We start from the raw sequence: 25449 nt of genomic DNA on the forward strand, positions 1-25449 counted from the left end.
CCATGCTGCGCTTCATGTGATGGCAATCCTTGGCAGTAGGGGCGTTTCTGCTGCGTGTGATCTGACGCAGATAACACGGGGTTCGCCAAATCACCTATGTCTCTGGTTATTCGTCGGGCCAAAGTGAAGCGATCTCCGGCTGCTTTGCTTTGAAGGTGAGCAGGGTGAGGTAACCACGCCAAATGGGGACGGCGACTACAGCCTCAGCGGACGATGCTCTTTATTGTACAATCTGCATTGTCCTGTATAGGTTTTGTATAAAATAGGCCGAAAATTACGTCCTGACAATCACCTGCTTTCTGATGTTTGCGTTTGCGTTTGCGTTTGCCGAGGTGGCTCCCTCTTTGCCGGCAATCAAGAGGGCGACAGCGTGCAAATCCCCTATGACGGTTGGCGTACGTTAGAACGGCCACCTCTGCGCTTTGCAGCCTCTGCTCTCAAAAAATCTGAGATCTCATTGGTAGGGTTAGCAAAACTGCTGGCGAAATCAAAAGGCAAAAAAAAGCCACCTGAAGTGGCAGCGCACGCGTTGAATAGCTCGATATTACTGTCGTACGGTCACAACGTGATGCGAACGTATACCGGCTTTAAGACAGCTCGGTCACAAGTCTAGCCAATGGTTGGGGCTGGCCAATTCACCTTTGGCAGCGTTTCATATTCTGGTTTTGCGAACAGATAGCCTTGATAGAGGTTAATGCCGAGCGTTAGTAACTGCTGTAATTCAGCATGGGTCTCGACGCCCTCTGCAATCACGTCAATTTTGAGCGCTTTGCATACACCGAGTATGCCTTGGACGATTGCCTGTCGCACCGGGTCAGTGCAGATGCTACGGACCAAGGCCATGTCCAGTTTGATGATGTCGGGTTGAAACTCTGCCAGCAAATTGAGCCCCGAGTACCCAGCACCGAAATCATCTATCGCTGTCTTGAAGCCTTTACGACGATATTCTCGAATGATGTTTTTTAGATGCTCCTTGTCCACCAGTTCTTCGTTTTCGGTGATCTCAAAAATCAGCCGTTCGGTGGGAAATCCAAATCTGCTTGCGGCTTCAAGCGTCGCACGAATGCACGTGGCTGCTTGATATACCGCATTGGGTAAAAAATTGATGCTGACAAAACAGGGGATTTGCAGGCGTGAAGCAAGCTCAACAGCCTTGACCCGACAGGCTTGGTCAAAGGCATACCGGTTTTGTTCGTTCACCTTTCCAAGAATGGCAGCGGCACCATTGCCATCGTCACCTCGTACCAAAGCCTCGTAGGCAAAAATACTGTTGTCGCGCAGATCGACGATTGGCTGGAACGCCATGCTGAACTCAAAATCCAGTTCTTCGCCATCCCTGCAGGCACTACAAGGAGGGACTGGTCGTGTTTTTTCGTTCATTCAAAACCCATTTTTCAATGACTATTAATGTGTCGATCTAGTCAAGACTTTGCACAAGGCTGCAAGGCTGAATCATCGCGCTAATGCCGACGAGAAATTGCTGATCGCGTGTACGACTTGGCGAGCACTGTCCTGAATATCCAGGATCACTTGTCCAGCCTCACCGGCTAATTTGACGCCTTGTTCTGCCTTGTCTTTACTCGCCTCCATCCTGGTCACTGCCCCCTTGGCCAATTCACGATTGTGTTGCACCACCTCGACAATCTTGATGGTGGCTTGGCTTGTGCGCGAAGCGAGATTGCGCACTTCGTCGGCGACCACCGCAAAACCACGACCCTGCTCTCCGGCACGAGCCGCTTCGATGGCTGCGTTAAGTGCGAGAAGATTCGTTTGTTCGGCGATGCCACGGATGGTCTGCACGATGCTGCTGATGACTTCCGACTGCTGACTGACAGCATTGATACCGTCGGCTGCGTGATTCAATTCGCCAGCCAGGCTTTGCATGACATCCACTGTCTCCTGCACCACTCGTGCTCCTTCGTGCGCTGCACCATCGGTTTTCAATGAAGTCTCATAGGCCATGCGCGCGGCTCGTGACTCAGCTTCCTGCTGGAGCACCTGAGCAGTGATATCGCTCGCAAACTTGACGAATTTGTAAAGGCTGCCGTTGGCGTCGAACACCGGATTGTAAGTCGCACGTAACCAGACGGTGTGTCCCTGGTTGTTGAGGCGCTTGAAGTTACCGGAGAAAAATTCGCCTTGATTCAAGCGCTCCCAGAACTGTCGGTAGTCATTGGATTCACTTTCGCTATGCTCACAGAAGAGACGATGGTGCTTGCCAATAATCTCATCCAGGCGGTAACCCATCACTGCAAGGAAGTTTTCGTTGGCGCTGATCACTTCTCCCTGCCGGTTGAACTCAATGGTTGCCATGGAACGGTTAATCGCCTTGATCTGGCTCGCCTGCTCTTGTTCCTTCTGTACCCGGGCAGTGACATCAGTCGCAATCTTGACGACCTTGATCACCCGTCCGGATATGTCGCGAACTGGGTTATAAGTGGCCCCAAGCCAGATCTCACGCCCTTGTTTGTCCAGGCGCAGGAAGTGGTCGTTTATGACCTCACCCTTGCTCAGGCGCGACCAAAAATCTTGATAAGCAACGCTGTTGGCGTATGTCGGCGTACAGAATAAGCGGTGATGCCGGGATTGAATTTCCTCAAGGCGATAGCCCATTAGTCTCAGGAAATTGTTATTGGCGTCGAGGACAGTGCCATCAGGTTGGAACTCAATCAAAGCCATGGAGCCACCCAGTGCAGCGAGGGTGGCTTCGCAGTCGGTCAAGCGCTGCTGGCTGATGGCCAGTTCTATTTTGATTTGCGAGTTGAACATATGTACCTCAGTGGGATGGACTGCTTGGCACTTTCATTAAACGCAATACTTATACATGGTGATAGAGATTGTACAAGAAAATCCGTGTTTAAACACAAGGGATGCACGTTGATCGCGGATCATGCATTGATCGGGTAGGGGATTGCGCATCGGCGTTATCGCCCAAGGTTTTGACGCCGCAAAGTCAGGCCACAGTGCCGCCCTCTCGAGTAGGGCGGCTGTCCTCACCTTCGGGCGGCTACCATTGGGTATCGCTTAACTATCAATTTCCTCGGTACGTGGAGAAACCGTAGGGGCTGAGAAGCAACGGGATGTGGTAGTGCGGGACAGTGCCGTCCACCTCAAATATGACGGGTACCTCCGGAAAGAAGCTGGACGTTTTGTGCGCCTTGAACCACTCACCGGTTTTGAAGGTGACACGGTACGTACCTTTCTCCAGGCCCCGACCTTCCGGATACAGGCCGGTAATACGACCTTGCTCATTGGTTGCCGCGCTGTTGAGCATGTCCCAGCTTTTCCCGTCCTGTTTTTCCAACGTGACATTGACGCCAGGGGAGGGCAGGCCATCCTGCAAGTTGAGTACATGCACGCTCAATGGATTTGCTGACGCTGATGCAAGGGTTGAAAGGGCACTCAATACAGCGCCAGCGAAGAAACTTTTCAAAACAGTCATGGTGATGTCCTTAATTTTTAACGGCAGGTAAAACTTTGTTGATAGCGACCTCTGCACAACCTTCATCGTTTGCAGCGCCCCCTGCACCGGCCACTCCGATGGCGCCAATGACCTGACCATCGAATTTCAATGGCACGCCTCCACCGAGCAGTAACAATTCATCAAGGGTGTTGAGGTTTTCAGCATCCGGATTAGAGCGAGCGCGTTCAGCTAACAACCGCGTCGAAGTCTTGGTCGACAGGGCGGTATAAGCTTTGCGTTGCGCGGCTAACGTGTTGTGCGGGCCGACATTGTCATCGCGTTGCACGGCAACCAGATTGCCCCCTCGGTCAACAACGGCGGCAACGGCTGTGAGGCCATCGGCGTGACAGGCCGTCAGCGCGGCATTTAGCAAATCGTTGGCCATTGCAAGTGACACGTCCTTGCGCTGCGCAACTTGATCCGGGGCTGCAACGGCGAATGCAGAGCTCATTGCGAGTGTGATCAGCAATGAAGTCGATAGGCTTTTACGCATGCTGTTTCCTTGGTGGGTTGGGTCTGTCTGAGTCATTGCCAGACATCATGAACAGCGCACCCCGTCAGAATGATTGCCTGCGGATTACCAATATGTAATGTGAGAAATCAGCGAAGCGGGCTAGCCTGTGCTCCAGTCCTGGAGGAAAAAATGCGTATCCTGGTGGTTGAAGATGAAACGAAAATGGCGGATTACCTGCGCAAAGCCCTGACTGAATCGGGCTATGTCGTAGAAATCGCCCTTGACGGGCTGGATGGCCAACATTTGGCACAGGAGAGTGAGTTCGATCTGATCATTCTGGATGTCATGCTGCCGGGGTTGGATGGCTGGCAATTGCTGCAAATCATCCGGCGTAAGTGGCAGACCCCGGTGCTGTTTCTCACCGCACGTGATTCGGTTGATGATCGGGTCAAGGGGCTGGAGTTGGGGGCCGATGATTATCTGGTCAAACCCTTTTCCTATGCCGAGCTGTTGGCGCGCGTACGCACTTTGCTGCGCCGTGGCCCGCCTCGCGAGGTTGAGCATTTTGTGGCGGGCGACCTGAGCCTGGACTTGTTGCGGCGCAAGGTGACGCGCAACGGAGAGCGCCTCACCCTGACCAACAAGGAGTTCTCCCTGCTGCATCTGTTGCTGAGTCGTGAAGGGGAGGTTCTATCGCGCTCGCTGATCGCCTCTCAGGTCTGGCAGATGAACTTCGACAGTGACACCAATGTGGTGGATGTCGCTATCCGTCGACTGCGGGCCAAGGTTGACGATCCATACACGCTCAAGTTGATACACACAGTGCGTGGTATCGGATACATGCTTGAGGTGCAACCTTGAATCTGTTTCCGCGCACCTTGAGCCTGCGTCTGGCGATCATGTTCGCATTGGTCAGCGCAGCGTTACTGGGCTCCATTGGTTTTTATCTTTATCAATCATTACAGCGAGAGATTGCCTGGCGCGATGACCAGGCCTTACTGGGACGCCTGGAGCGAATGCAAGCCTTGATCAGCGATAGCGACAGCATTGAGCAACTGCGAGGTCGGCCCAAGCTCTATGAAAACATGTTGGGCAATCGCGACAGCCTGCTATGGATCGTCGATGACACTGGCAAGGTGTTAATCGAAATCAACCCAGTGCGAATGACTTTGCCTAAGTTGCCCGCTGCACCCCGCGCACGCCTCGTCGACGATCACTCCTCCGAGCCAGTGCGGCTTGCCTGGCAGGATGTAATAGAGGGTGATCGCGGTTTGACCCTGATTGCTGGCAAGTTATTGGGGGAGCGCGACCAAATGCTGGGGGCTTACCGGCTCAAGCTCTGGCTGGCCATGTCAGTCGGTGCGCTGCTGGCGTTCGCATTCGGCTGGTGGGTCAGTCAACGAGGCTTGCACCCTGTGCGCCTGCTGGCCAAGCGCGCAGCGGGAATCGATGTGCAGCATCTGCATCTGCGGCTGGATCAGTTCGATGAACTGAATGAGCTCAAGCTGCTCTGTAGCGCCCTCAACCAGATGCTTGCACGCCTTGAGGATGGATTCGCCCAGCTTTCACGCTTCTCGGAAGACCTCGCCCATGAGATGCGAACCCCGCTTGGCAACCTGATGGGACATACCCAGCAAGCCCTGAGACGCAGTCGATCTATCGAGGACTATCAGAACTTGCTGGTTTCCAATCAGGAAGAGTATGAAAGGCTGGCGAGAATGATCGACAGCATGCTGTTTCTTGCTCGCACCGAGCAGCCAAACGCTTGCGTAAAACGCGAGCAAATCAACCTGCACGGTCTGATCGAGCAGCTATGTGAGTATTTTGAAGGCGTGGCGCAAGAGCGAGATGTGCAACTGATAAACCGGACTCAGGATCAGTTGGTGGGTGATCCAGGCTTGATCCGTCGAGCATTGGCTAACGTGCTGGCCAATGCGCTGCGCTACGCAACTCCCGAATCTGCAGTGACGATTAGCAGCAGGGTTTCGCAAGACACGCTCGAAATTACGGTGCACAACCACGGCGAGCCGATTGCAGCAGAACATCTACCGCGTTTGTTTGAGCGCTTTTACCGGTGCGACCCTTCACGCAATCAACCCGACGATTCCGGTGGTCTGGGATTGGCCATTGTTCGCTCAATCATGCAACTGCATGGCGGTCGCGTATCCGTTGATAGCATTGAAGCAGGCACGACCTTTCACTTGGAATTCCCTCTTTAAAGCCGGGTAGAGCGGTATAAAACTCAATGCTGCGAGAGAGGTTCACAACACATAAAGGCACAATTCATCGGCGGGCTGGCCCCAGCTCGCGCCGAAGAAAAACTTAACGTCGTGTCCGGGATTAGTTGACCACTACATACTGATGAGCGCAGTTGGCTCAACTGCCCCCCCTACAACAACGACATTGGGTAGCTGATAAACAGCCGGTTTTCGTCAAACTCATTGGTGCTGAAAGTCTTGCGGATACTTGAGTTTCTCCATTTGACGCTTAGATTTTTCAACGTGCCGGACTGCACCACATAAGCCAGTTCTGACTCGCGCCCCCATTCCTTGCCATCGGTAAACGCTCCCGAGTGCACGTTGTCGCCACTGATGTAGCGGTTCATCATGGTCAGTCCCGGGAGGCCCACTGCGACGAAATTAAAGTCATGGCGCACCTGCCAGGAGCGTTCCTGAGCATTATCAAAACTTGAGTTGTAGCTGTCGTTCGCCAGCGTGCCGCCACTGGCTCCATTGACGCGCATCCAGGCAGTGTCTCCGGTCAGTTTCTGTAAGCCCACATAGAAGGTGTTGCCCCCCAGTTTTGCCGAGAACAGGCCGAAGGCGGTTTTGTTGTCCATGTCGCCAGCGAGGGCGGCACCGTCTTCCTTGCCGGTGAAAAAGCCCATGTTGGCGCCGAGCGTCCAGTCGCCCACCGGCTGGCTGTGGGTCAAGCTGATGTATTGCTGCTGATAGATGTCTTTGAGTTCGTCATACCAGAGTCCAATGGTGGTGCGTTTCTCGTTGAAGGTGTATTCACCACCACCGAAGTTGAATCGGTCAGACGTGAACGCCGCTTTGCCGTTCATGGACATGTCTTCCATGCTGGCGTCGTTACGCGGGCTGTTCTGCCTGATCTGACCGCCGTACAACGTCAATCCGCTGATTTCCTGGGAGGTGATCTGGGCGCCTTGAAAGGTCTGCGGCAACGAACGGCCGTCATCGGAACGGAGAATCGGCAGCGTGCTGACCCACTCGCCCACCTTGACCACCGTTTTCGACACCTTGGCCTTGGCGGCAACGCCAAGCCGTCCGAAATTGTCGGCCGGGCGTCCGTCATCATGGATAGGCAAAAGCTGAGTGCCGCCCGTGCCTTTGCCACCGTCGAGTTTCTGTGAATAAAGCCCCAGCACATCAACACCAAACCCTACGACTCCCGGGGTGTAACCGGAGCGGGCGTCAAGGATGAAGTTTTGCGTCCACTCCTCAGCCTTACCCTGAGGCGCGGCGCTGCTGGGATAGGCGGGGTTGACGAAATTGCGGTTGATGTAAGCGTTGCGCAGATTCAGCGTGGCGCTGGCGCCCTCGATAAAACCGCTGTTTTCATCGGCCTGGACAACGGCGACCTGTCCTGCACCGAGTGCCAGGGCCAGGCTTATCAAGGAGCGTCGTACGGGCACGTTGCAGTGAAAAAGAGGGGAGTACATGGAGGTGTTCTCGCAGTGGATTGTTGTTTTTTTGTGTGCACTTATGAGGTCGGCACCTGGATTTCAGGCGCAGGCGGCCCGGGCAACCTTCTGCCAAAGAGACCGCCGTATCAGGGGTAAGCGATGAGATGCGTCAGTTGCCCAGGGCCTTGCGGCGCAGCAGGTCATCAATGGCCCTGATAGCCAGGGGATAACCGTCGGCCCCCATGCCGCAAATCACGGCGTTGACCACCCCGGACATGATCGAGTGACGATGCAGTTCATCGCGGGCGTGGATGTTCGACAGGTGCAGTTCGATCAGCGGTGCGTCGAGCAACTTCAGGGCATCGAGTACCGGAATCGAGTGAAACGAAAAGCCGGCCGGGTTGATGATCAGCGCCGCGCCCTGTTCAAAAACCTCCTGGATCCAGTCGACCATCACGCCTTCGTGGTTGGTCTGGCGAAAGTCGCAGACCAGGTCAAGTTCCTCGGCCAGTCTTTCACTGGTCTGGCGAATCTGATCAAGCGTGGTGTGGCCGTAGATGTGCGGCTCGCGACGACCCAGCAGGTTCAAATTAGGGCCGTTGAGGATGAAGACAGTGCGGTTCATGGTCGTCCTGCTGCTTTATTTAGTGAGTATGGCGGTGGGGGTGGTATCAACGGTGTCTTGTGCGGCGACGGTATTTAGGTCAATGCCTCGGGTTTCCGGACCGATGACGATCATCGCCAGCGAGATCAGATTGATCACCGCGCACAGCGTCACCAGAGGCCACGGCGAGTTGTTCGACTGGGCCATCAGATAGACCGCGATCATTGGCATTGGGCCGCCAATGACCAGGTTGGCGCCGGTGTAGGCCAGTGCGGACCCCGAATAACGAACCTGGGTCGGGAACGCTTCGGCGAACGCCACGGGCTGGATGCCACTCTGGAATTGGGTGAAGCCCAGGAACAGCCCCATGATTGCCATGATGGCGGGGACGTTCAGGGTGTTGAGGATCGGGAAGTACACGAACAGGATCAGCAAGGTCATGCACGAACCCAGCGCCAGCGCCTTTTTTCGACCCCAGCGATCCGCCAGGTAACCACCGGCCAGTGCACCGAAAATCGCGCAGACGTTTGCCACCATCAGCGACATAAAACCCGTCTGCTGGCTAAAGCCCAGGTGCTTGGTCAGGTAGCTGAGGGAAAAGATCACGATCAGATAGAACAGGGCAGCGGGCGAGCAGAAGAACAACATCAAGCGCAGGATGGTCTTGTAGTGGCTGCCGACGGCGGATTTAAGTGGGCTTTTTTCCTGTTTGACCGGAGTTTTTTTCAAGGCAACGAACGCGGGTGTTTCATCGACTTTCAGGCGGATGAAGATTCCGACCACCACCAGTATGAAACTGAGGAGGAAGGGGATTCGCCAGCCAAAACTTTCAAACTGCTCGCTGGACAACGTGGCGGCCAGTCCCATGAGCACGCCGTTGGCCAAAATCTGGCTAAGCGGTGAGCACAGGCCCAGCATGCCCGAATAGCGACCACGGCGATCGGGTGAGGCGTGTTCCAAGGCCATCAGTTGGGCGCCGGTGGACTCACCGCCCAGCGCGAAGCCTTGAATGATGCGCAGCAGCACCAGCAGGATCGGTGCCCAGACACCGATCTGACCATAAGTCGGCAACAGGCCCATCAGTACTGACGCCAGACCCATCAGGGTCACGGTGGCCAGCATCAGGTTACGACGGCCCAGTTTGTCGCCGAGGTAGCCACAGGTAATCGCGCCCAGTGGGCGAGCGGCCAGACCCACACCGAAGGTTGCCAGCGAGGCCAGAAGGCCCGCCGTTGGTTCCATCGCCGGGAAAAACAGCTTGGGCAAGATGGTTGCCGAAATCGCGCCATACAGCGTGAAGTCAAACCATTCCAGCGCGGTGCCAATAGTCGCGGCGGTCACCGCTTTGCGAGGCATGCGCGAATCATGAGTCTCGTGACTTGTCGTGCTCATAGAGGTGCTCGTCGTTGTTTTTATGGTTATGGGTACTCACGCGTTCCCGTTCAGGCCAAGGCTGCTGACAGAACGTGTCGAAGTGGGTAGACGTTAACGCATCCTGCTTGCAGAATAATTATCGAAATCTGCACAAATACATAAGCCAACCTTATGAGTACGCCTAATGGAACTGCGACATCTGAAGGCCTTTGTCGTTGCGGCCGACCTCCAGCATTTCAGCAAGGCCGCCGAGCAGCTGGGCATTGCACAACCGGCGCTCAGTCAATTGATGCGTACCCTTGAATCAGAGTTAGGCCTGGCACTGTTCCGGCGTGAGAGCCGTGGCGTGGCATTGACCGCTGCCGGTTTGGCGTTTCTGCCCCATGCCAGGCAATCCATTGAGTCCAGCGAACTGGCGATTGCGGCTGCGCGGCGTGCCAGGAGGGGCGAAGTCGGCGAAATCAACATCGGCTACCATTCGGCATTGTTCGAGGCCAATTTGCCGCAATTGCTGCGGCATTACTTCAGCACTTTCCCCGAAGTCAAAGTGTCGCTGGTGGATGCGGGTATTCGCGCGCAGTTTGAAATGCTGCTCGATCACAAGCTGGATCTGGCATTTGCCAGGGTGTTCAAGGATCACCTTCCAGACCGGTTGCGCACGCATCATTTCAGTCAGTCCAGTCTCGTCCTGCTCATGCCGGACAACCACGAACTAGCCGAACGCTTTACCGGCGAGCTGGCGATGCTGCGGCACGAGAAATTCGTATTTTTGCAGGACACTGCCGGTATCGGCTTAACCTCGCACACACTCCAGGCCTGCCGACAGAATCAACTGCATCCGGAGAACATCATGTATGTGCCCTCGTTGATGAGCATCCCCGGACTGGTCGCAGCGGGTATCGGTTTGAGTATCGTGCCGGAAACCATGACCCGACTGACCATGCCTGGCGTGCGGATAATTCCGTTGGCTCAGCCGGAAATGGTCAGTGAGCTTTCTCTGATTTCGCGCATTGATGAGCGTTCCAACGCCGTGTTGCACTTCATCGAGGAAGCTCATGGTTGGGGTTGATGCTATTGCGAACTTAATCGCCTGGTAATTACATTTTCGCGCATGAAGGTCTTCTTTGACTCCAGCAATTCAACGTCGAAGGCGAGCGGCGGTTTGGCATGTTGATCCTTCCAGTTTCGAGCTGAAATGATAGCTGGAAACTGGAAGGAGTTTGATTCTATGACCTGACTTCGCAGCTGCTTGACCCGTACATACGTCCTGGCATCCAGGCCTCAACCCGCCGGCTCTTCGCACAGAAGGGAAGAATGATGACTCACAGGGAGTAAACTTTCCGAAGCATTTCGTGTAGGGATTTTGGCTTACGCCCCAGCAGTCTTTCCAAGGCATGACTGCTCTGGTCGAAAGCGCCTTTGTCGATGGCATTACCCCAGCCACTGAGGAATTTCGCGACTGCGGTTGGCCAGCCTTCAGCCTCTCGAGCGGCGATAAATGCTTCAACGGAAATCGCTTGGTAACTAATCGCTTTGCCCGTCAGTAAGGCCAGGCCGTCAGCGATCTCCTGGAATGACCAGGTCTGTCCCGCGTTCAGCAGACAAGTGCGGTTTTCATATCCTGTTTGGGTTAACAGTGAAGCACCGGCCTCTGCCAGTTCTGCATAGGTGGCGAAGCTAGCGCGACCTTTACCTACTGGGGCACAGAAGTCTTCTTTTGCTGCATTAGCACCAATGAGGAATGGCAAATCGTCGGCGTATAACGGGTGTTGAATGATTGTGTACGTGAGGCCGGACTTCACCAGCAATTGCTCGGTAGCTATATCGCTCTCTGTCACGCCCTCAATAGGCGCCAGCTCGTCGTTGATCCGCTGAATACTGGTGTAGACCACATGACGAACGCCCGCCCGGCTGGCGGCAGTGATCGCGTTTTGATGCTGGCCAATACGATCACTGAACGCGACGGCGGACACCAGGTAGATTTTTTCTACTCCCCTGAAAGCTGCCACCAGCGAATCGTAGTCCGTGTAATCCCCGTAGCGTACCTCAACACCTAATTCGGCCAGAGGCCTGGCCTTTTCAGTATCACGTGCCATTGCTACGACTTCTGATGCCGGGATTTTTTGTACCAGTGACCGCAGGACAGCATTGCCCAATCTGCCTGTCGCGCCAGTAACGAGAATTTTTGCCATGGTGATTTGATTTCCAATCTTGATAACCAGGTGAGAAGCCATCATGACCAAAGCATCAAGGATAAATTAGTCTTCAAAAGGTAGTATTAGCTTTAACCAAAAGTTGGAGATGAATATGGAAACCCTAGGTAATCTCGAATCCTTCGTCCGTGCCGCGGAAGCCAGCAGCTTTTCCGAAGCCGCACGGCGGATGGGGGTTTCCTCTGCTGCCGTGAGTAAAAACGTGGCTCGTCTTGAAGCCAACTTGGGGACTCGCTTGTTCCAACGCAGCACCCGCAGCCTCACCCTTACCGAGGCGGGAGAGTTGTTCTATCAACAGGTCTCCCAAGGTCTTGAGACTATCCAGGATGCCATCGCTCAAATAGGTGATGCCCGAGAAGTCCCCGAAGGGCGATTGCGGGTCAATTTGGCCCCATCACTCGCTTATGATTATGTATTGCCATTGCTCAAGACTTTTAAGCAGCGTTACCCCGCTGTGGTACCGGATTGGCACTTGGAAATCCGACGCGTAGATTTGATCGGCGAAGGTTTTGACGTCGCTATCGGTGGTGGAATGGAACTGTCACCTGGCGTCGTCGCGCGCGAGTTGTCCAAACTTCATCTCGTGGCTGTCGCAGCTCCGTCATGGCTTGAGGGTAAACCGCTACCCACTACGCCCAGCGATTTGCAGGGGGTAGATGGCATCGTGATGCGTTCGACAAACTCAGGGCGTTTGCTGAGCTGGACGCTTCGTGATTCTGAAGAGGGAAGGTTCGATCTTAACTTGAAACCAGCTGCGATCATGAACGACCCGGAAGCGCTATGCAGCTGTGCCGTGATGGGATTAGGTGTCGCACTGCTACCCTTGGATCGCGCGTGGCCCAGGTTGCAGCGCGGTGAGCTGGTTCGACTGTTGCCAGATTGGTATGTGGATCTAGGCGTTGTCTCGATTTACTACTCCTCCAAAAAATCTTTGCCGGCCAAAACCCGGGTGTTCGTCGACTTTCTGTTGGAGCATTTTCAACAATCGCTCTGCCAACACTTTCGTGCCGATTGACGCCTACGCCAATTGAGCACACGCCACAATTCGGCTTTGCTACAAGATCAAGATCGAATTCACTGGATCCTCCGATGGATATTAAGCACAAGCACTATCACCTTCGCTAAAAACTCCTCGCACGTTAATGCGAAGGCAGGTAGATGGCGAGGAGCCCCCAACTTGAGTGTAAAAGCTCAGCCTCTCTTTTTCATGATTGAGGTCTGCGACACAATCTCACGGACGATGTTGACGAAAGCCCTGAGGCCCGCTGGCATATGGCGATTCGCAGGATAGTAAAGACGCAGCCCCGGGTACGAAGGAGTCCAGTCCTCCAATACGCGGATAAGGCTTCCTGACGCTATATGGGCGCAAGCGGCGAAATCATTAGTCCAGGCGATACCGGCGCCTTGCAAAGCCGCCTCTAACATCAGGTGGTGGCTGTCAAGCGTCAACGATCCGCTGACGTCTACTGTTTGCTCTTCACCACGCTTCTCGAATTCCCATTTGTAGATCGTGCCACTGGGGAAACGCACGCGTATGCAGTTATGTGCGAGGAGATCTGCCGGAACCTTTGGTTTTTTGCATTTCGCGAAGTATTGAGGGGAACCGACCACTGCAAAGCGCAGTGGGGGAGTGATCGCAATGGCAATCATGTCCTGCGGAACGCTTTCCGCCAACCGTATGCCGGCGTCGAATCCACCAGCAACGATGTCAACCAGACTTCTATCGGTAACGATGTCTACCCGCATGTCTGGATAACGCCTCAGGTACTCCAGTACCACTGGAGTCAGCACCATTTGCGCAGCACCTTCGGAGGTGTTCAGACGAAGGGTTCCCGCCGGTGTATCGCGGAATTCGCTTACCGCCTCCATAGCCGCGGAAATATCACGCAGAGCGGGCTGCACACGAATCAGAAATTGCTCCCCGGCTTCAGACAGAGAAACGCTTCGCGTGGTTCTGTGGAACAACCTCACGCCAAGGCGTTTCTCCAGTGCAGCGATCGCATGACTGAGTGCTGATGGCGACATTCCCAATTCCACGGCCGCACGACGAAAGCTGCGATGAGTAGAAACCGCGACCACGGCGTTAAGTTCGAGCAGCCCGGATTTCTGCATTGTGCTAATTCCTGCATCAGTTCATCCAATATTAGCCCGATTGTTTGCGACAGTGCTGAGGCTTATCTTGGTCCACAGCAACTTTGCACGGATCGGGTTTCATAGGGAGATGTTGGCATCCAGAGCATTCAGGGATTTGATCGGGCTCAGCACGATCCGGCTCGGTACCCGGTGCAGTTGCCGCTTGGAGTTGAAGGCATCTTCCTCCGCCGGTCATCCGGCGGTCCCGCAAGTCAGTTCGACTCAGCGGCCATTAAACATGCGAGCAATAATTCATGACGCGTATCACTACACCGTTCGGGTTTCATTCAACCGCACAAGAGGTCATTGAAGGGGTCGATCTCACTGGTAAACGGGCGATCGTAACCGGCGGAGCCTCTGGTATCGGTATTGAGACAGCGCGCGCATTGGTCAATGCCGGCGCAGACGTGACGCTTGCAGTACGGCGTCCGGAAGCGGCGGAATCGGTTGCTGCCGAACTGCGCTCTGGGGGCAGGGGCACCGTTGAAATCCGCTCAATCGAACTGGCGGATCTGTCCTCTGTGAAATCGTTTGCTATGTCTTGGTCAGAGCCACTTGATATCCTGGTCAATAACGCAGGGATCATGGCCGTTCCTGAGAGGAAGCTGACATCACAGGGTTGGGAAATGCAATTTGCAACCAACTTTCTCGGACATTTTGCGGTCGTGCTTGGCTTGCAAGACGCCCTGATCAAAGCTGAAGGTGCGCGAATTGTATCGCTGAGTTCAAACGCTAATCTATTAGGGCCAGTGGTTTTCGAGGACATCAATTTCGACTTCCGCACATACGATGCTTTCGCGTCATATGCCCAGGCCAAGTCGGCATGCGCACTCATTGCCGTAGAAATCACCCGCCGCTGGGCGGAGCAAGGCATTTTCGCGAACGCTTTGAACCCTGGGGCAATCGCAACCAACCTTCAGAAGCACACCGGTGGGCTCAAGACCCCAATTGAACGTCAGAAGAACGTGCAACAGGGTGCAGCGACATCTGTATTACTGGCGGCGTCTCCACTGTTGGAAGGCATTGGTGGTCGTTATTTCGAGGACTGTAATGAAGCGTTGGTGGTCACCAAGCGTCCTGCCGATTACACAGGCGTGGCACCCTACGCCGTTGACCCAGATAACGCGCAGCGGTTGTGGGAAGTTGCCACGCGGATGATTGGGTGAGGTTATGTCCAAAAAAAAACAACCTTGATAGGCATCGGAAGTGTTCAGGTTGTTGGCGAATCCCCGCTTCTGGCCGATGACTGCCTATGAGGGAGCAATCGGCTGAGCGATCATTAAAGTATGCTGGCCTTCGAGATTTCAAGTTCGCACAGCAACGACTCTGGCAAAGCTTGCAATGCTTGCGGTCGCTGCGAACCCAGCGGCGGCCCATAACGCGAACGTTGCGCCATGCTCGCTCGATAACATGAAGCAATAAGCAACCAGCGCCGCACCAATTGACTGTCCAACCAACCTTGACGTGGCCACCATGCCACTTGCACTGCCGGCACGTGTCGTTGGTGCGCTACCCATAAAACCTTTGAGGTTAGGTGCCTGGAAAAAACCAAACCCAATGCCTGACATAGCCATGCGCCAGCTAATATTCAAAGTCGACGGGTCATCAGGCACAAGTACTAGCGTTACCAACCCCACCGCCAGTATCGAAAGACCGATTCCGCCTAATGCGCCAGGAGAGTAGTGATCACTCAGGCGGCCGGCAATTGGGGCCATTGTCGCGACCATGACAGCCCATGGCGTCATTAGAAAACCAGCCTCTACTGGGGATTTTCCAAGGGCCGTGTAGAAATAAAACGGCAGGGCTACGAACGCCAGTCCTTGTGCTGCGAAGGTGCATACGGACGTTACGACAGAAAGCGCAAACATGGGCCGGCGCAGCAGATCAATCGGCAGCATCGGTGCCTTGTGGTCTGCCTGCCGATTCAAGAGCAGTGCGAAGAACAAGGCAGTTGTGGCCAATTCCAATGCTAGGGTGGTGAACTTTTCCTGGTGAGCAGCATCCCCGAATAACAAAATCAAAAAGCTGAACGCGAGTATGTTGTAGAGGGCAGTCAGACCATCAAACTTGTGGGTCGCCCGGCGGGTATCAGGCAATACTTTGCGCCCTAGGAAAAGTGCGACCAAGCCAAGCGGAACGTTGATTGCGAATAACCATGACCAGCTCGCGACTGACAAAATAAGGGATGACAGGGTCGGCCCGATTGCAAAAGCAACCGCAACAACCAAGGCATTGGTTCCGTAGCCACGACCTAGCATGCGCGTCGGATAAATAGCTTTAAGCATGGCTGTATTTACACCCATAACGGCGCTAGCCCCAATTCCTTGAAATAACCGAGCTATGACCAGTGAAGGCAACGACCAGGCTAGAGCACAGGCAAGCGATGCCAATGTGAATAAAAACAGTCCGAAAAGTAGAACCCGCCGGTAGGAGATGATTTCACCCAGCGCAGCGAATGGAAGGAGCGTTGCAACCATCGCCAACTGATAGACGTTGATGATCCAGACCGATGATGCAGGTGTTGTCTGCAATTGAGTGGCTATTGCAGGTAAAGCGACATTGGCTATTGCAGTGTCGAGTGACGCCATGGCGACACCGATCGCCAAAGAAAATATAGCGAGGCGGCGGGCGTTTTCAGGCAACCCATCAGGCTGAGAAATGGTGGTCTGCGCATCCATTGTTGTTAGTCTGGACATGCTGGCTCCTAGATGTAGAGGGGTGGTTTCTTCTATCAAGTTTGCTTCGTTGGAATTGCTCAATGGGTGGTGCTTAGGTGTGAAGCAATCTTCTGTCGCTTGCTTGATAGCGTCCAAGACCGATATGCAATCCTTTGGATAAGTCCAGCCTATGGATATACGTCGTGTCTTCTTGATCGCAGGGAGACACTCATTGGCCAACCCCCGCCTTACGTGAAAGTCAGCTTTGTGGCGGTTAGCGGCCACCATGCACTGCGACTGATCCACCTTGTTGTCCCCCGACGAGGAGGACAAGGCATGAGCACATTCATGATCGATACGAAGCTGAGTAACTGAGACGGTCAATTACTCGGAGTATTTTGTGAAGATCAGGTCCGTCGCTGGGGGCAATTTCTTATGGCAAGCGAAGCAGCCATTGATGATCTGTTCACTGGGATTGGGCTTGCCTTTTTCAAACTGCCCGTAGCCCCATCCGCCCGTGCTGGCATAACGCTTAGAGTCTTTGACTTCGATCTGGACGTTGGTGGGCTCCCCAGCGATGAACGATTGTTCCCGGCCAAAAGCGGCATTGTTTTGCGCGGAAGACTCATACTTGTAAGCGAGTCGAGCGATGATCGTGCCATCTGGAAATGGAAGAGTTCCATCCCGAAATGCCTTCATCGCGACATCATTTCCCAGAATGACTCGAATGTCAGGCTTGTCACCTTCTTCATGAGCAATGCTGACGAACTGCCAATTTCGGTAGCCCGGCGGGAGTGTTACGCCAAACACAGGAGATCCTTCTGCGACTGGGCCAGGGGTTGAATCAGCGGATGCAGCAACTGAAAAAACTAGCCCACAGAGAAAACTGACGGTCGCGGTTAGAACAAGCAATTTTGAAGTCATCACGAATTCTCCGACGATGAATGTACGCAATTTTGTCGACTACATTGTCGAGGGTCTGCAAGTGCATCCGGCCTTGCGGCCAGATGCGGTAGATCGATTGCCGCGACCGCTCCATTGACGGTTGCGAGCAGCCGTCATTTGGCGGTGGCAGCCGTTTCAATCAGGCTGGCAACAACCTTCGGATTGGATACCATCACGACATGGGACGCGCCTTTGACCACAACGGTCTTTTTGGCGTGCGCACGTTCAGCCATGAACACTTGGGCTTGTGCCGGAATGTTCTTGTCCTTGTCGCCGTAAACGAACCATGAAGGGATCGTTTTCCACGCGGGTTCGCTCGACTTTTCATTGAGCGCTGCTGCAGTCACAGGGCGTTGGGTCGCAGCCATCACTTTCGCGTCGGCGTTCGACACGTCTGCAGCGAACTGATCGTGAAACTTGTCCTGTTGGATGTAGAGGTCCTTACCGCCGTCGGCCAATTCAACGGGCGGAGCCAGGGTTGGACCCAGGGTGTTACCTGGGAAGCGGCCAGCCAAGTCGGCAGTGGATTCACCTGTATCGGGTGCAATACCGGCGACGTACACCAGAGCTTTGACGTTGGCATTTCCGTAGGCAGCTTCGCTGATAACTGGACCGCCATAAGAGTGACCGACCAAGACGATGGGTGTCTTGATGCTGGCCAGCACATCAGCTACCGATCGTGCGTCGCCCTTGAGCGAACGAAGAGGGTTGGAGGCCGAGATCACCGGGTAGCCATCTTTCTCCAAGATCTTGATTACACCATTCCAAGAGCTGGAATCGGCGAAGGCACCGTGCACCAGCACCACGGTTGGTTTGACCGGAGCAGCGAGCGCAGCGGTCGAACTGACCATCGCCGTCGCCAGGGCCAGACCTGCGAATAACTTGTTCATCTCATGTTCCTGTATATGAATAGGTTTGACGCAGTGGGGGCGATTTGACATTGATGTGGAGGCGCCTATGCGTCCCAAGGGAAGGGGAGTGGCATAGCGTCCGTGGAGCGTTTAGAACACGCGCCTCTATGACCGACAGCAAATCGGGCAACTGCGAGGGTCATGGTCTGCTTGAATCAAGAGGGTGAGAACGACCAGAAAAAACAATCTTCTGTTTCACTGCATGAAATGGTCGTGGATGCGTTCTCAATGGAGAGATCCTTCCTTTCGAGCGCATAGTTCTCCGACAAATGGAAAGCTCGGAGAACGTTAAATTCCGCGCCGCACCCGACCTGGTGCCTCACCATAAATCTCCTTGAATTTCTTGCTGAACGCCGCCTGCGATTGATACCCAACCTGGGCTGCAATATCGCTCAACCCCAAGTGGGAATGACTCAGTAGGCTGAAGGCCAATTCCATCCGGACCTGCGTAAGCAACACCCACGGTGAAACGCCGGCCACCTTTACAAAAGCCCGCATAAATGTTGCACGAGACATACTCGCGGTCTCGGCCAGGCCCTCTATTGTCCATTCGTAAGCAGGATCAGCCAGCATCGCCTGCCAGGCACGACCCAATCGTTTATCACTGAGTAATGCAAGCGTGCCGCTGTCTTGACCGTGACTTACCAGATGCGCGCGCAGAATCAAAGTGAACAACGCTTGAGACAACGCATCGAGCAAAAATCGAGCGCCTATCTGGTCGCCATCTGCTTCACTGCGCAATATCTCGACCAACGCCGTTAACACACCATTGTCCGCTAAGGCCCCCCTGGGAATCACCAGGTACTCAGGTAGAGCTGCAAACAACATCGAAGCCCGATTGTAGTGAAAGCCACCGCACAGCATGTCCAGATCTGTGCTGACATTCCCAATGCGGTATGTCGGCAAAATCCCACCTGAGACGAGCGTCGGTGATGTTGGTTGTACCGTTTTCCCGAGGCTATGCATGACATGTGGTGCGCCCCTGGGCAGCAGCAAAATGTCACCGGCGCGCATGGGGAGGCGCTGACCATCCGGAAACTCCACTCGGCACGCTCCCTCCAACACAATGTGATAGGGCGCTTTCCCCAAGGCTTCCTGTTTGTGATCTCGAGCCCAATCCCCCTGAAACTGACAACGCAGATCCAGGCTGCCCCGAACGTTGGCCAAGCTGATGAGTTTGTCGATTGAATTCATTTGAGAGCTTCGCAGAAAAAACTGAGCGTGTTGAAACAGTACACCTACCCGATGAACGCAGGTGCTGCATACATCTATTCGCTGCGCACACTTGAAGCGTATGACACGCTGAAAAACTAGCCCGCCATGTGTTCACCTAGAGCCTCGGCACTGCAAAGTGCCGAGGTTTTTTTACGCCATCAGAACGTGGAGGGCACCTTGAGACGATCAAGCAACAACTTGAGCATGACGAACAAAAACACCGCTCATTGACACCGCAGACTACCTCCACATTCAATCTTCTGGAGAAGTCTCATGCTCACTTCATTTACGGCCTGGTTAAAATTCATCAGCACGCTGGACACCTTTGGCGCATCGCTTATGCGCCTGGCAATCGGCGTTGTTTTCCTGTGGATTGGCGCGCTCAAATTCGTGCCCTATGAGGCGGATAGCATCACCCCGTTTGTCGCCAACAGCCCGTTCATGTCGTTCTTCTATGAACACCCGCAAGAGTACAAGGCACACCTGACTCATGAAGGCGAACTAAATGCTGAAAAGCGTGCCTGGCAGACAGCCAACAACACATACGGATTCTCGACTGGATTGGGTATTGTCGAACTGCTAATTGGCTTGTTGGTACTGTCCAACCCGATCTCACGGCGCACCGGGTTGCTCGGTGGTGCATTGGCCTTCGGCACGCCACTGGTGACGTTGAGCTTTCTGATCACTACGCCCGAAGCCTGGGTGGGTGCTCTTGGTGACGCTCAACACGGTTTTCCTTACTTGTCCGGTGGCGGTCGTCTGGTGCTCAAGGACGTGTTGATGCTTGCCGGCTCTTTACCCGTCATGGCCGACTCCGCTCGCCAGCTCCTGCGGGAAAGTCGCGCATGAATCGCTTATCGGAAAATATCTGGAAACCCGTGATGACTCAAACGTTTGCCATCTTATCCAGCAGCGCCTCGGCCGCACCGGCGGCGGAGGAGGTTGCTTGGACTGGGGTGCCCCTCGATATCGCCAAAACCTACACGCCTTCGCCGGAGAGAATCGCGCTGCGGGCGAACAGGCGTCCGCTCTTCCAGATACATTTCCAGAGCAATGCATCACCGGATTGTTTCACCCAGCACAATTAAGTCATGACATCCGTGCTTGTTCTCTAATCGCCTTTGGATGGCGAGACTGGCCCTCAGAAGCAATTACTCATTTCGGGTTAATTCGTTGTCCACCCTGGGAGTCCCCACATGATTGAAGTTACTCATTCCTGCGACGGTAATCTTTGGTTGGACACTCCAACCATGAACGCTACCGAATTCGAAGGCGGCTTCTTGTTGCCACACCTGATGGGGGCGCTGGCTAGCGAACTCAGGGCGGCGCCTGTCACGCGCAGATTCAATACGCACCAGAACAAGACTTCGGTCTTGAAACTGTGTGCGCCATTTTTTCGTGCATTGAAACTTCGTTTTTCTCCCCTTTAACGACATTCGACAGCACCTGTGTAATGCTGCCTTGCAGAGAATTGAGATGACTTACGACTTTGACTTATTTGTGATCGGTGCAGGTTCCGGTGGTGTGCGTGCAGCGCGTTTTGCCGCAGGATTCGGTGCGAGAGTAGCGGTAGCGGAAAGTCGCTACCTCGGTGGCACCTGCGTCAACGTCGGTTGCGTACCGAAAAAGCTGTTGGTCTATGGGTCGCATTTTGCAGACGACTTTGAGCAGGCCGAGGGCTTTGGCTGGACTGCTGGCAAGGCCCAATTCGACTGGGAAAAATTGATCTCAAACAAGAACCGTGAAATCGAACGGCTCAATGGCATTTACCGCAAACTGCTGATCAACAGCGGCGTAACACTGCTTGAAGGTCATGCACGACTGGCCGATGCGCATCATGTAGAGATCAATGGGCAGCGTTTCAGCGCCGAACGCATTTTGATTGCCACAGGCGGCTGGCCGCAAATTCCGGAGATTCCAGGCCGCGAACATGCCATCACCTCGAATGAGGCGTTCTTTCTCAAGCAGCTGCCGAAACGTGTTCTGGTTGTCGGTGGCGGTTATATCGCCGTCGAGTTCGCCGGAATCTTCAACGGCCTGGGTGACGACACGACTCTGCTGTATCGCGGCGATTTGTTTCTCCGTGGATTTGATAAATCAGTTCGCACGCATCTGGTTGAAGAACTGACCAAGCGTGGACTGCAACTGCAATTCAACACCGATATAGTGCGGATCGACAAACAGTCAGATAGCAGCCTGCTGGCGACGCTCAACGACGGTCGTCAACTAGAGGCTGACAGCATTTTCTACGCCACGGGTCGGCGGCCGATGCTCGACAATCTGGGGCTGGAAAATACGCGCGTCGAACTCAACGAGCGGGGATACATCGACGTTAATGACAATTTCGAAACTCACGAGCCATCGATTCTTGCATTGGGCGATGTGATTGGCCGAGTGCAACTGACTCCAGTGGCGACAGCGGAAGGTATGGCAGTTGCACGCCGACTGTTCAAACCCGAGCAATATCGTCCAGTGGATTACCGCCACATCCCCACTGCGGTATTCAGCCAGCCCAACATCGGCACCGTTGGCCTGACGGAGGAACAAGCGCTCGAAAACGGCCACGAAGTCGTGGTGTTCGAGAGCCGATTCAAACCGATGAAACTGACCCTCACGGAGTCGTCCGAACAGACGCTGATGAAGCTGGTGGTGGATGCTCATACTGATCGTGTACTGGGCGCGCACATGGTGGGTCCCGATGCTGGAGACATCATCCAGGGCTTGGCCATCGCGCTCAAAGCGGGCGCCACCAAGCGACTGTTCGATGAAACGATCGGCGTGCACCCGACCTCAGCAGAAGAGTTTGTGACCTTGCGGACACCAGTCTCTGGTCCATGAGCGCCTGGTATGTGTTGCCGTTTGGCATCATGTTTTCGGCCGTTGCGATCCGGTTGGTAGGCAAGCTCGCACTGAAGAACAGGCGGAATCGGCCTCGCGCCTTTGCTTGAAATTGAGCTGGGTTTGAACGGAGTAGTGGAAGTAAGCCTCGATGAAACTCGTCGTCAATGCTCCGTTCACTCATCATCGGATGGTCTACATTAAATGGGCTTGCCCGGGTGTACGCCAACTCCAACATCGGTTACAGCAGCGTCAAACTGACGTTGACCTCCTTAGTGGCCTTCACGCCCCCGTTGCTCCCGTATGCCGACAAGCTCGTTTTTGATGTGTTGCAGACTCGGTTCTTCTGGCACCGCAACAAGGAGTGCAGGCCAGGGTCTCGATAATGTCCATCCAGGTTGGAGCAATTGTCATGAGCCTCACTCTCTATGGTTTTGATGGCAGCCCATACGTACGCACGGTAAAGATGCTGCTAAAGGAGAAAGGTGCGGAGTTCAATCAGCTACAAGTAAACGTGATGAAAGGTGAGCCGCATTCACCGGAACATCTTGCACGTCATGCATTCGGCAAGGTGCCGGTAATTGATCACGATGGATTCAGGGTGATCGAAACGGCGGCGATCATGAGTTACCTGGACGAGGTCTTGCCTGGGACTTCGCTTACCCCAAAAACGCCTCGGGATCGAGCCAGAAGTCATATGGCTCAGTCAATCTACGACTCCTATGGCTATGGCTCGATGGTTCCAGTCTTCGGTTATTACCTGTTCCCCGACTTTATCGGAGGACAGAACGATGCCTCCCGCCTCCAAGGCATCGAAAAATCCAAACTGGTGCTAACCGAGTTGATGAAGATCAAAGGCAGTGATCCTTTTCTTGCCGGCCCGGCGTTGAGCATTGGCGATTTGTACCTGGCACCGGCGTGCGCTTATCTGGCGATGACTCCGGACGCGGAGCAAGTATTTGCCATCAGCGGATTCGCTGACTGGTGGAATCGGATTCAGGCACTACCCAGCTTCAAAGCCACACCACCGCAGTAGGTATGTGGTTGGTCACCCTTGCGAAAGCCAAGCATGCGAACACCCTGGAATAAGCACTGAAAATTCCCCTTTGACGTTTTTACACATCCTCGATAGAGGTTGTGTAAAAACGTTTTTTAAAGCTCGCATCCAGCCTGTTTCTTGGGTGTGAAGCAATGTTCTGCTGGTTGCTCGATAGCATCCAAGACCGATATACAATGTACGCATAAGCGGGGCCTATAGCGGGAACCTCCCATGCTGCTACGACACTTGCGCTATTTGTTGGCTGTCGCCGATAACGCCGGCTTCACCCGCGCCGCCGAGGCGCTGCATGTTTCCCAGCCGACCTTGTCGCAACAGATCCGACAGTTGGAAGAGACGCTCGGCGTAGTGCTGTTCGACCGAACCTCGCGCACGGTAAAACCTACCGATGCGGGGCAAGCCTACATCGAATGTGCGCGTCGAGTATTGGTTGAGTTGGAAGCTGGCAAGCGCGCATTGCACGATGTGAAGGATCTGTCCCGCGGCACCCTGCGCCTGGCCATGACACCGACGTTCATGGCTTACCTGGTAGGACCGTTGATGCGCGACTACATGGCTCTCTATCCAAATATCCATCTGGAGATCTTTGAACTCTCCATGGCCGATATCGAAACCGGCCTGGCGGATGACTCACTGGATATCGCCATTGCGTTTGATGAGGTGCGAAACCCGGACATCGAAACGATCCCAGCGTTTATTGAAACCCTGGGGCTGGTGGTGGGGCGGGATCATCCGTTGTACGACTGTAAGAAACCGTTGACCGCCGAGCAGGTCGCTCAATTGGACTTTGCGTTGCTGACTCCCGACTTCGCCACCCGCATCTGTATTGACGAGTACTTCGCCAAGACGCAGATCACACCCAAGGTGGTGATCGAGGTCAATTCGGTCAACACTCTGCTGGAAGTCATGCGGCACACGGCGGTCGCCACTATTCTTCCGGAGCCCATCGCTACCCAGGACAGAGCCCTGCGCAGGATCGCGCTGCTGGACAAGGGGCCTCGGCGCGGCGCCGCCCTGTTACGGCGTAAAAACAACTATCACAGCGCGGCGTCAGTCGCTTTTATGGACTTGATGCTGGGCGTGTCGGTGGGGCAGTAGGTTCGGAAAAAAATGATCATTACACGCAACGTAATGCTGGATTGTAATTGCTGGTCATTCCGCTGTTTATGAGAGGAGGGGAAGATAACTCCATCGACGCGATCACCGGGTCGAACTCAAACAACAATCGGAGCACGTCATGTCCCAGCAAGCGATCAAACTTTATCGTCACCCTTTGTCTGGCCACTCTCATCGGGTCGAACTGATGCTGTCCCTGCTTGGACTGCCAACCGAACTGGTATTCGTGGATCTGATGAAGGGTGCGCACAAAGCGCCTGACTTCCTGGCTCTCAACCGTTTTGGCCAAGTGCCGGTGATCAATGACAACGGCACCGTCCTGGCAGACTCTAACGCCATCGTGGTTTATCTCGCCGCCAAATATGGCAAGGACCAATGGCTGCCGAGCGATCCGCTAGAGCAAGCCAAGGTTCAACGCTGGTTGTCGGTGGCCGCCGGTCAAATCAATTCGGGCCCTGCCACCGCGCGATTGATTACCGTGTTTGGTGCCGGTTATGACGCCGAAGAAACGATCAAACGTTCTCATGCCCTGCTCAAGGTCATGGAGGAGGAGCTGGGTCAGAGCAAATTCCTGGCCAGCGACAAGCCGACCGTCGCCGATGTTGCCGCCTACACTTACGTGTCCCACGCACCGGAAGGTAACGTGGCGCTGACTGACTACCCGAATGTCCGTGCCTGGTTGAGCCGCATCGAAGGGTTGCAGAACTTCGTTGGCATGCAACGCACTGCTGTAGGCTTGCAAGAGGCTTGACTCGATTCAGAAGGGGCTTGCCGGGAGAATAATTCCGGTAAGCTCCTTTTCCTTGTTTCGCAGTTCTCC

Annotated in this window: 25 protein-coding genes and 1 pseudogene; 12 read left to right on the forward strand and 14 right to left on the reverse strand. The window is 54.5% G+C overall.

What is annotated here, in order from left to right:
- Positions 1-609: 609 nt before the first annotated feature.
- The 5 genes and pseudogenes from CGA21_RS07090 to CGA21_RS07105 all read right to left on the reverse strand — a co-directional run bounded on the left by CGA21_RS07090 (position 610) and on the right by CGA21_RS07105 (position 3956).
- Entirely contained in the window at positions 610-1380 is a 771-nt protein-coding gene (locus tag CGA21_RS07090) for an EAL domain-containing protein (RefSeq protein ID WP_218278469.1), read from the reverse strand.
- A 72-nt stretch (positions 1381-1452) separates the two neighbouring features.
- A complete protein-coding gene (locus CGA21_RS30330; RefSeq protein ID WP_223194061.1) occupies positions 1453-1962 on the reverse strand; it encodes a methyl-accepting chemotaxis protein in 510 nt (169 codons plus the stop codon).
- A 33-nt stretch (positions 1963-1995) separates the two neighbouring features.
- A pseudogene (locus tag CGA21_RS30335) lies at positions 1996-2769 on the reverse strand (PAS domain-containing protein); the annotation flags it as partial.
- A gap of 262 nt (positions 2770-3031) precedes the next feature.
- Positions 3032-3442: a hydroxyisourate hydrolase gene (uraH, locus tag CGA21_RS07100; protein ID WP_110750148.1), complete on the reverse strand. Its 411-nt coding sequence runs from the start codon at positions 3440-3442 to the stop codon at positions 3032-3034.
- A gap of 10 nt (positions 3443-3452) precedes the next feature.
- Positions 3453-3956, reverse strand: a complete 504-nt coding sequence (locus CGA21_RS07105) for a GlcG/HbpS family heme-binding protein (RefSeq protein WP_110750147.1) — start codon at positions 3954-3956, stop codon at positions 3453-3455.
- A gap of 150 nt (positions 3957-4106) precedes the next feature.
- Between CGA21_RS07105 and CGA21_RS07110 the strand changes: the two genes are divergently transcribed.
- A complete protein-coding gene (locus tag CGA21_RS07110; protein WP_110750146.1) occupies positions 4107-4778 on the forward strand; it encodes a heavy metal response regulator transcription factor in 672 nt (223 codons plus the stop codon).
- The gene (locus CGA21_RS07115) at positions 4775-6136 is read left to right on the forward strand and encodes a heavy metal sensor histidine kinase (RefSeq protein WP_110750145.1); all 1362 of its coding nucleotides are present in this window, start codon (positions 4775-4777) and stop codon (positions 6134-6136) included. The genes CGA21_RS07110 and CGA21_RS07115 overlap by 4 nt, the downstream gene beginning before the upstream one ends.
- Before the next feature lie 170 nt (positions 6137-6306).
- On the opposite strand, the gene CGA21_RS07120 is transcribed toward CGA21_RS07115, so the two are convergent.
- The 3 genes from CGA21_RS07120 to CGA21_RS07130 form a co-directional block, all read right to left on the reverse strand.
- Positions 6307-7602 (reverse strand): OprD family porin, encoded by a 1296-nt coding sequence (locus CGA21_RS07120; RefSeq protein ID WP_188263860.1) that lies wholly within the window; start codon positions 7600-7602, stop codon positions 6307-6309.
- Positions 7603-7735: 133 nt separating this feature from the next.
- A complete protein-coding gene (locus CGA21_RS07125; RefSeq protein ID WP_188263861.1) occupies positions 7736-8191 on the reverse strand; it encodes a type II 3-dehydroquinate dehydratase in 456 nt (151 codons plus the stop codon).
- A 15-nt stretch (positions 8192-8206) separates the two neighbouring features.
- Positions 8207-9562, reverse strand: coding sequence for an MFS transporter (locus CGA21_RS07130; protein WP_042955354.1), 1356 nt, complete (start codon positions 9560-9562; stop codon positions 8207-8209).
- A 166-nt stretch (positions 9563-9728) separates the two neighbouring features.
- Between CGA21_RS07130 and CGA21_RS07135 the strand changes: the two genes are divergently transcribed.
- Positions 9729-10613, forward strand: coding sequence for a LysR family transcriptional regulator (locus tag CGA21_RS07135; protein WP_188263862.1), 885 nt, complete (start codon positions 9729-9731; stop codon positions 10611-10613).
- A gap of 253 nt (positions 10614-10866) precedes the next feature.
- On the opposite strand, the gene CGA21_RS07140 is transcribed toward CGA21_RS07135, so the two are convergent.
- Positions 10867-11781, reverse strand: a complete 915-nt coding sequence (locus tag CGA21_RS07140; RefSeq protein WP_223194052.1) for an SDR family oxidoreductase — start codon at positions 11779-11781, stop codon at positions 10867-10869.
- Positions 11782-11851: 70 nt separating this feature from the next.
- Between CGA21_RS07140 and CGA21_RS07145 the strand changes: the two genes are divergently transcribed.
- Positions 11852-12772 carry a LysR family transcriptional regulator gene (locus CGA21_RS07145; protein ID WP_188263948.1) on the forward strand — a complete coding sequence of 307 codons (921 nt, stop codon included), beginning with the start codon at positions 11852-11854 and terminating at the stop codon, positions 12770-12772.
- A 176-nt stretch (positions 12773-12948) separates the two neighbouring features.
- Here CGA21_RS07145 and CGA21_RS07150 read toward each other — a convergent pair whose 3' ends face one another.
- A complete protein-coding gene (locus CGA21_RS07150) occupies positions 12949-13869 on the reverse strand; it encodes a LysR substrate-binding domain-containing protein (protein WP_110750139.1) in 921 nt (306 codons plus the stop codon).
- 275 nt (positions 13870-14144) lie between these two features.
- Between CGA21_RS07150 and CGA21_RS07155 the strand changes: the two genes are divergently transcribed.
- Positions 14145-15056: an SDR family NAD(P)-dependent oxidoreductase gene (locus CGA21_RS07155; RefSeq protein ID WP_188263863.1), complete on the forward strand. Its 912-nt coding sequence runs from the start codon at positions 14145-14147 to the stop codon at positions 15054-15056.
- A gap of 138 nt (positions 15057-15194) precedes the next feature.
- Here CGA21_RS07155 and CGA21_RS07160 read toward each other — a convergent pair whose 3' ends face one another.
- From CGA21_RS07160 to CGA21_RS07175, 4 genes are all read right to left on the reverse strand, one after another.
- The gene (locus CGA21_RS07160; protein WP_223194053.1) at positions 15195-16586 is read right to left on the reverse strand and encodes an MFS transporter; all 1392 of its coding nucleotides are present in this window, start codon (positions 16584-16586) and stop codon (positions 15195-15197) included.
- Between the two features lie 345 nt (positions 16587-16931).
- Positions 16932-17471 carry a cytochrome P460 family protein gene (locus CGA21_RS07165; protein ID WP_110750137.1) on the reverse strand — a complete coding sequence of 180 codons (540 nt, stop codon included), beginning with the start codon at positions 17469-17471 and terminating at the stop codon, positions 16932-16934.
- Between the two features lie 134 nt (positions 17472-17605).
- Positions 17606-18382 carry an alpha/beta fold hydrolase gene (locus CGA21_RS07170; protein ID WP_188263864.1) on the reverse strand — a complete coding sequence of 259 codons (777 nt, stop codon included), beginning with the start codon at positions 18380-18382 and terminating at the stop codon, positions 17606-17608.
- Positions 18383-18691: 309 nt separating this feature from the next.
- Positions 18692-19597, reverse strand: a complete 906-nt coding sequence (locus CGA21_RS07175; protein WP_110750192.1) for an AraC family transcriptional regulator — start codon at positions 19595-19597, stop codon at positions 18692-18694.
- A 294-nt stretch (positions 19598-19891) separates the two neighbouring features.
- On the opposite strand from CGA21_RS07175, the gene rclC reads away from it, so the two are divergent.
- The 7 genes from rclC to CGA21_RS07210 all read left to right on the forward strand — a co-directional run bounded on the left by rclC (position 19892) and on the right by CGA21_RS07210 (position 25380).
- Complete coding sequence (rclC, locus tag CGA21_RS07180; RefSeq protein WP_110750135.1) at positions 19892-20467, forward strand: reactive chlorine resistance membrane protein RclC; 576 nt, start codon at positions 19892-19894, stop codon at positions 20465-20467.
- Positions 20464-20706: a hypothetical protein gene (locus CGA21_RS07185; RefSeq protein WP_177411616.1), complete on the forward strand. Its 243-nt coding sequence runs from the start codon at positions 20464-20466 to the stop codon at positions 20704-20706. Before rclC ends, CGA21_RS07185 begins: the two co-directional genes overlap by 4 nt.
- A gap of 108 nt (positions 20707-20814) precedes the next feature.
- Positions 20815-21048 (forward strand): hypothetical protein, encoded by a 234-nt coding sequence (locus CGA21_RS07190; protein ID WP_188263865.1) that lies wholly within the window; start codon positions 20815-20817, stop codon positions 21046-21048.
- Between the two features lie 46 nt (positions 21049-21094).
- Positions 21095-22456: a glutathione-disulfide reductase gene (gene gorA, locus CGA21_RS07195; RefSeq protein ID WP_188263866.1), complete on the forward strand. Its 1362-nt coding sequence runs from the start codon at positions 21095-21097 to the stop codon at positions 22454-22456.
- A gap of 412 nt (positions 22457-22868) precedes the next feature.
- Complete coding sequence (locus tag CGA21_RS07200; RefSeq protein ID WP_110750190.1) at positions 22869-23492, forward strand: glutathione S-transferase family protein; 624 nt, start codon at positions 22869-22871, stop codon at positions 23490-23492.
- Between the two features lie 234 nt (positions 23493-23726).
- A complete protein-coding gene (gene cynR / locus CGA21_RS07205; RefSeq protein ID WP_110750131.1) occupies positions 23727-24611 on the forward strand; it encodes a transcriptional regulator CynR in 885 nt (294 codons plus the stop codon).
- Positions 24612-24750: 139 nt separating this feature from the next.
- The gene (locus CGA21_RS07210) at positions 24751-25380 is read left to right on the forward strand and encodes a glutathione S-transferase family protein (RefSeq protein WP_110750130.1); all 630 of its coding nucleotides are present in this window, start codon (positions 24751-24753) and stop codon (positions 25378-25380) included.
- The last annotated feature ends 69 nt before the right edge of the window (positions 25381-25449 follow it).

The sequence above is a fragment of the Pseudomonas sp. PSB11 genome (assembly GCF_014596605.1).
GTDB classification, from domain to species: Bacteria; Pseudomonadota; Gammaproteobacteria; order Pseudomonadales; family Pseudomonadaceae; genus Aquipseudomonas; species Aquipseudomonas umsongensis.

What these genes read in the sequence shown, in the direction of transcription:
- CGA21_RS07090 (WP_218278469.1), bottom strand. Translation starts at nt 1,380, where the DNA reads ATGAACGAAAAAACACGACCAGTCCCTCCTTGTAGTGCCTGCAGGGAT.
- CGA21_RS30330 (WP_223194061.1), bottom strand. Translation starts at nt 1,962, where the DNA reads ATGGCCTATGAGACTTCATTGAAAACCGATGGTGCAGCGCACGAAGGA.
- uraH (WP_110750148.1), bottom strand. Translation starts at nt 3,442, where the DNA reads ATGACTGTTTTGAAAAGTTTCTTCGCTGGCGCTGTATTGAGTGCCCTT.
- CGA21_RS07105 (WP_110750147.1), bottom strand. Translation starts at nt 3,956, where the DNA reads ATGCGTAAAAGCCTATCGACTTCATTGCTGATCACACTCGCAATGAGC.
- CGA21_RS07110 (WP_110750146.1), top strand. Translation starts at nt 4,107, where the DNA reads ATGCGTATCCTGGTGGTTGAAGATGAAACGAAAATGGCGGATTACCTG.
- CGA21_RS07120 (WP_188263860.1), bottom strand. Translation starts at nt 7,602, where the DNA reads ATGTACTCCCCTCTTTTTCACTGCAACGTGCCCGTACGACGCTCCTTG.
- CGA21_RS07125 (WP_188263861.1), bottom strand. Translation starts at nt 8,191, where the DNA reads ATGAACCGCACTGTCTTCATCCTCAACGGCCCTAATTTGAACCTGCTG.
- CGA21_RS07130 (WP_042955354.1), bottom strand. Translation starts at nt 9,562, where the DNA reads ATGAGCACGACAAGTCACGAGACTCATGATTCGCGCATGCCTCGCAAA.
- CGA21_RS07135 (WP_188263862.1), top strand. Translation starts at nt 9,729, where the DNA reads ATGGAACTGCGACATCTGAAGGCCTTTGTCGTTGCGGCCGACCTCCAG.
- CGA21_RS07140 (WP_223194052.1), bottom strand. Translation starts at nt 11,781, where the DNA reads ATGATGGCTTCTCACCTGGTTATCAAGATTGGAAATCAAATCACCATG.
- CGA21_RS07145 (WP_188263948.1), top strand. Translation starts at nt 11,852, where the DNA reads ATGGAAACCCTAGGTAATCTCGAATCCTTCGTCCGTGCCGCGGAAGCC.
- CGA21_RS07150 (WP_110750139.1), bottom strand. Translation starts at nt 13,869, where the DNA reads ATGCAGAAATCCGGGCTGCTCGAACTTAACGCCGTGGTCGCGGTTTCT.
- CGA21_RS07155 (WP_188263863.1), top strand. Translation starts at nt 14,145, where the DNA reads ATGACGCGTATCACTACACCGTTCGGGTTTCATTCAACCGCACAAGAG.
- CGA21_RS07160 (WP_223194053.1), bottom strand. Translation starts at nt 16,586, where the DNA reads ATGTCCAGACTAACAACAATGGATGCGCAGACCACCATTTCTCAGCCT.
- CGA21_RS07165 (WP_110750137.1), bottom strand. Translation starts at nt 17,471, where the DNA reads ATGACTTCAAAATTGCTTGTTCTAACCGCGACCGTCAGTTTTCTCTGT.
- CGA21_RS07170 (WP_188263864.1), bottom strand. Translation starts at nt 18,382, where the DNA reads ATGAACAAGTTATTCGCAGGTCTGGCCCTGGCGACGGCGATGGTCAGT.
- CGA21_RS07175 (WP_110750192.1), bottom strand. Translation starts at nt 19,597, where the DNA reads ATGAATTCAATCGACAAACTCATCAGCTTGGCCAACGTTCGGGGCAGC.
- rclC (WP_110750135.1), top strand. Translation starts at nt 19,892, where the DNA reads ATGCTCACTTCATTTACGGCCTGGTTAAAATTCATCAGCACGCTGGAC.
- CGA21_RS07185 (WP_177411616.1), top strand. Translation starts at nt 20,464, where the DNA reads ATGAATCGCTTATCGGAAAATATCTGGAAACCCGTGATGACTCAAACG.
- CGA21_RS07190 (WP_188263865.1), top strand. Translation starts at nt 20,815, where the DNA reads ATGATTGAAGTTACTCATTCCTGCGACGGTAATCTTTGGTTGGACACT.
- gorA (WP_188263866.1), top strand. Translation starts at nt 21,095, where the DNA reads ATGACTTACGACTTTGACTTATTTGTGATCGGTGCAGGTTCCGGTGGT.
- CGA21_RS07200 (WP_110750190.1), top strand. Translation starts at nt 22,869, where the DNA reads ATGAGCCTCACTCTCTATGGTTTTGATGGCAGCCCATACGTACGCACG.
- cynR (WP_110750131.1), top strand. Translation starts at nt 23,727, where the DNA reads ATGCTGCTACGACACTTGCGCTATTTGTTGGCTGTCGCCGATAACGCC.
- CGA21_RS07210 (WP_110750130.1), top strand. Translation starts at nt 24,751, where the DNA reads ATGTCCCAGCAAGCGATCAAACTTTATCGTCACCCTTTGTCTGGCCAC.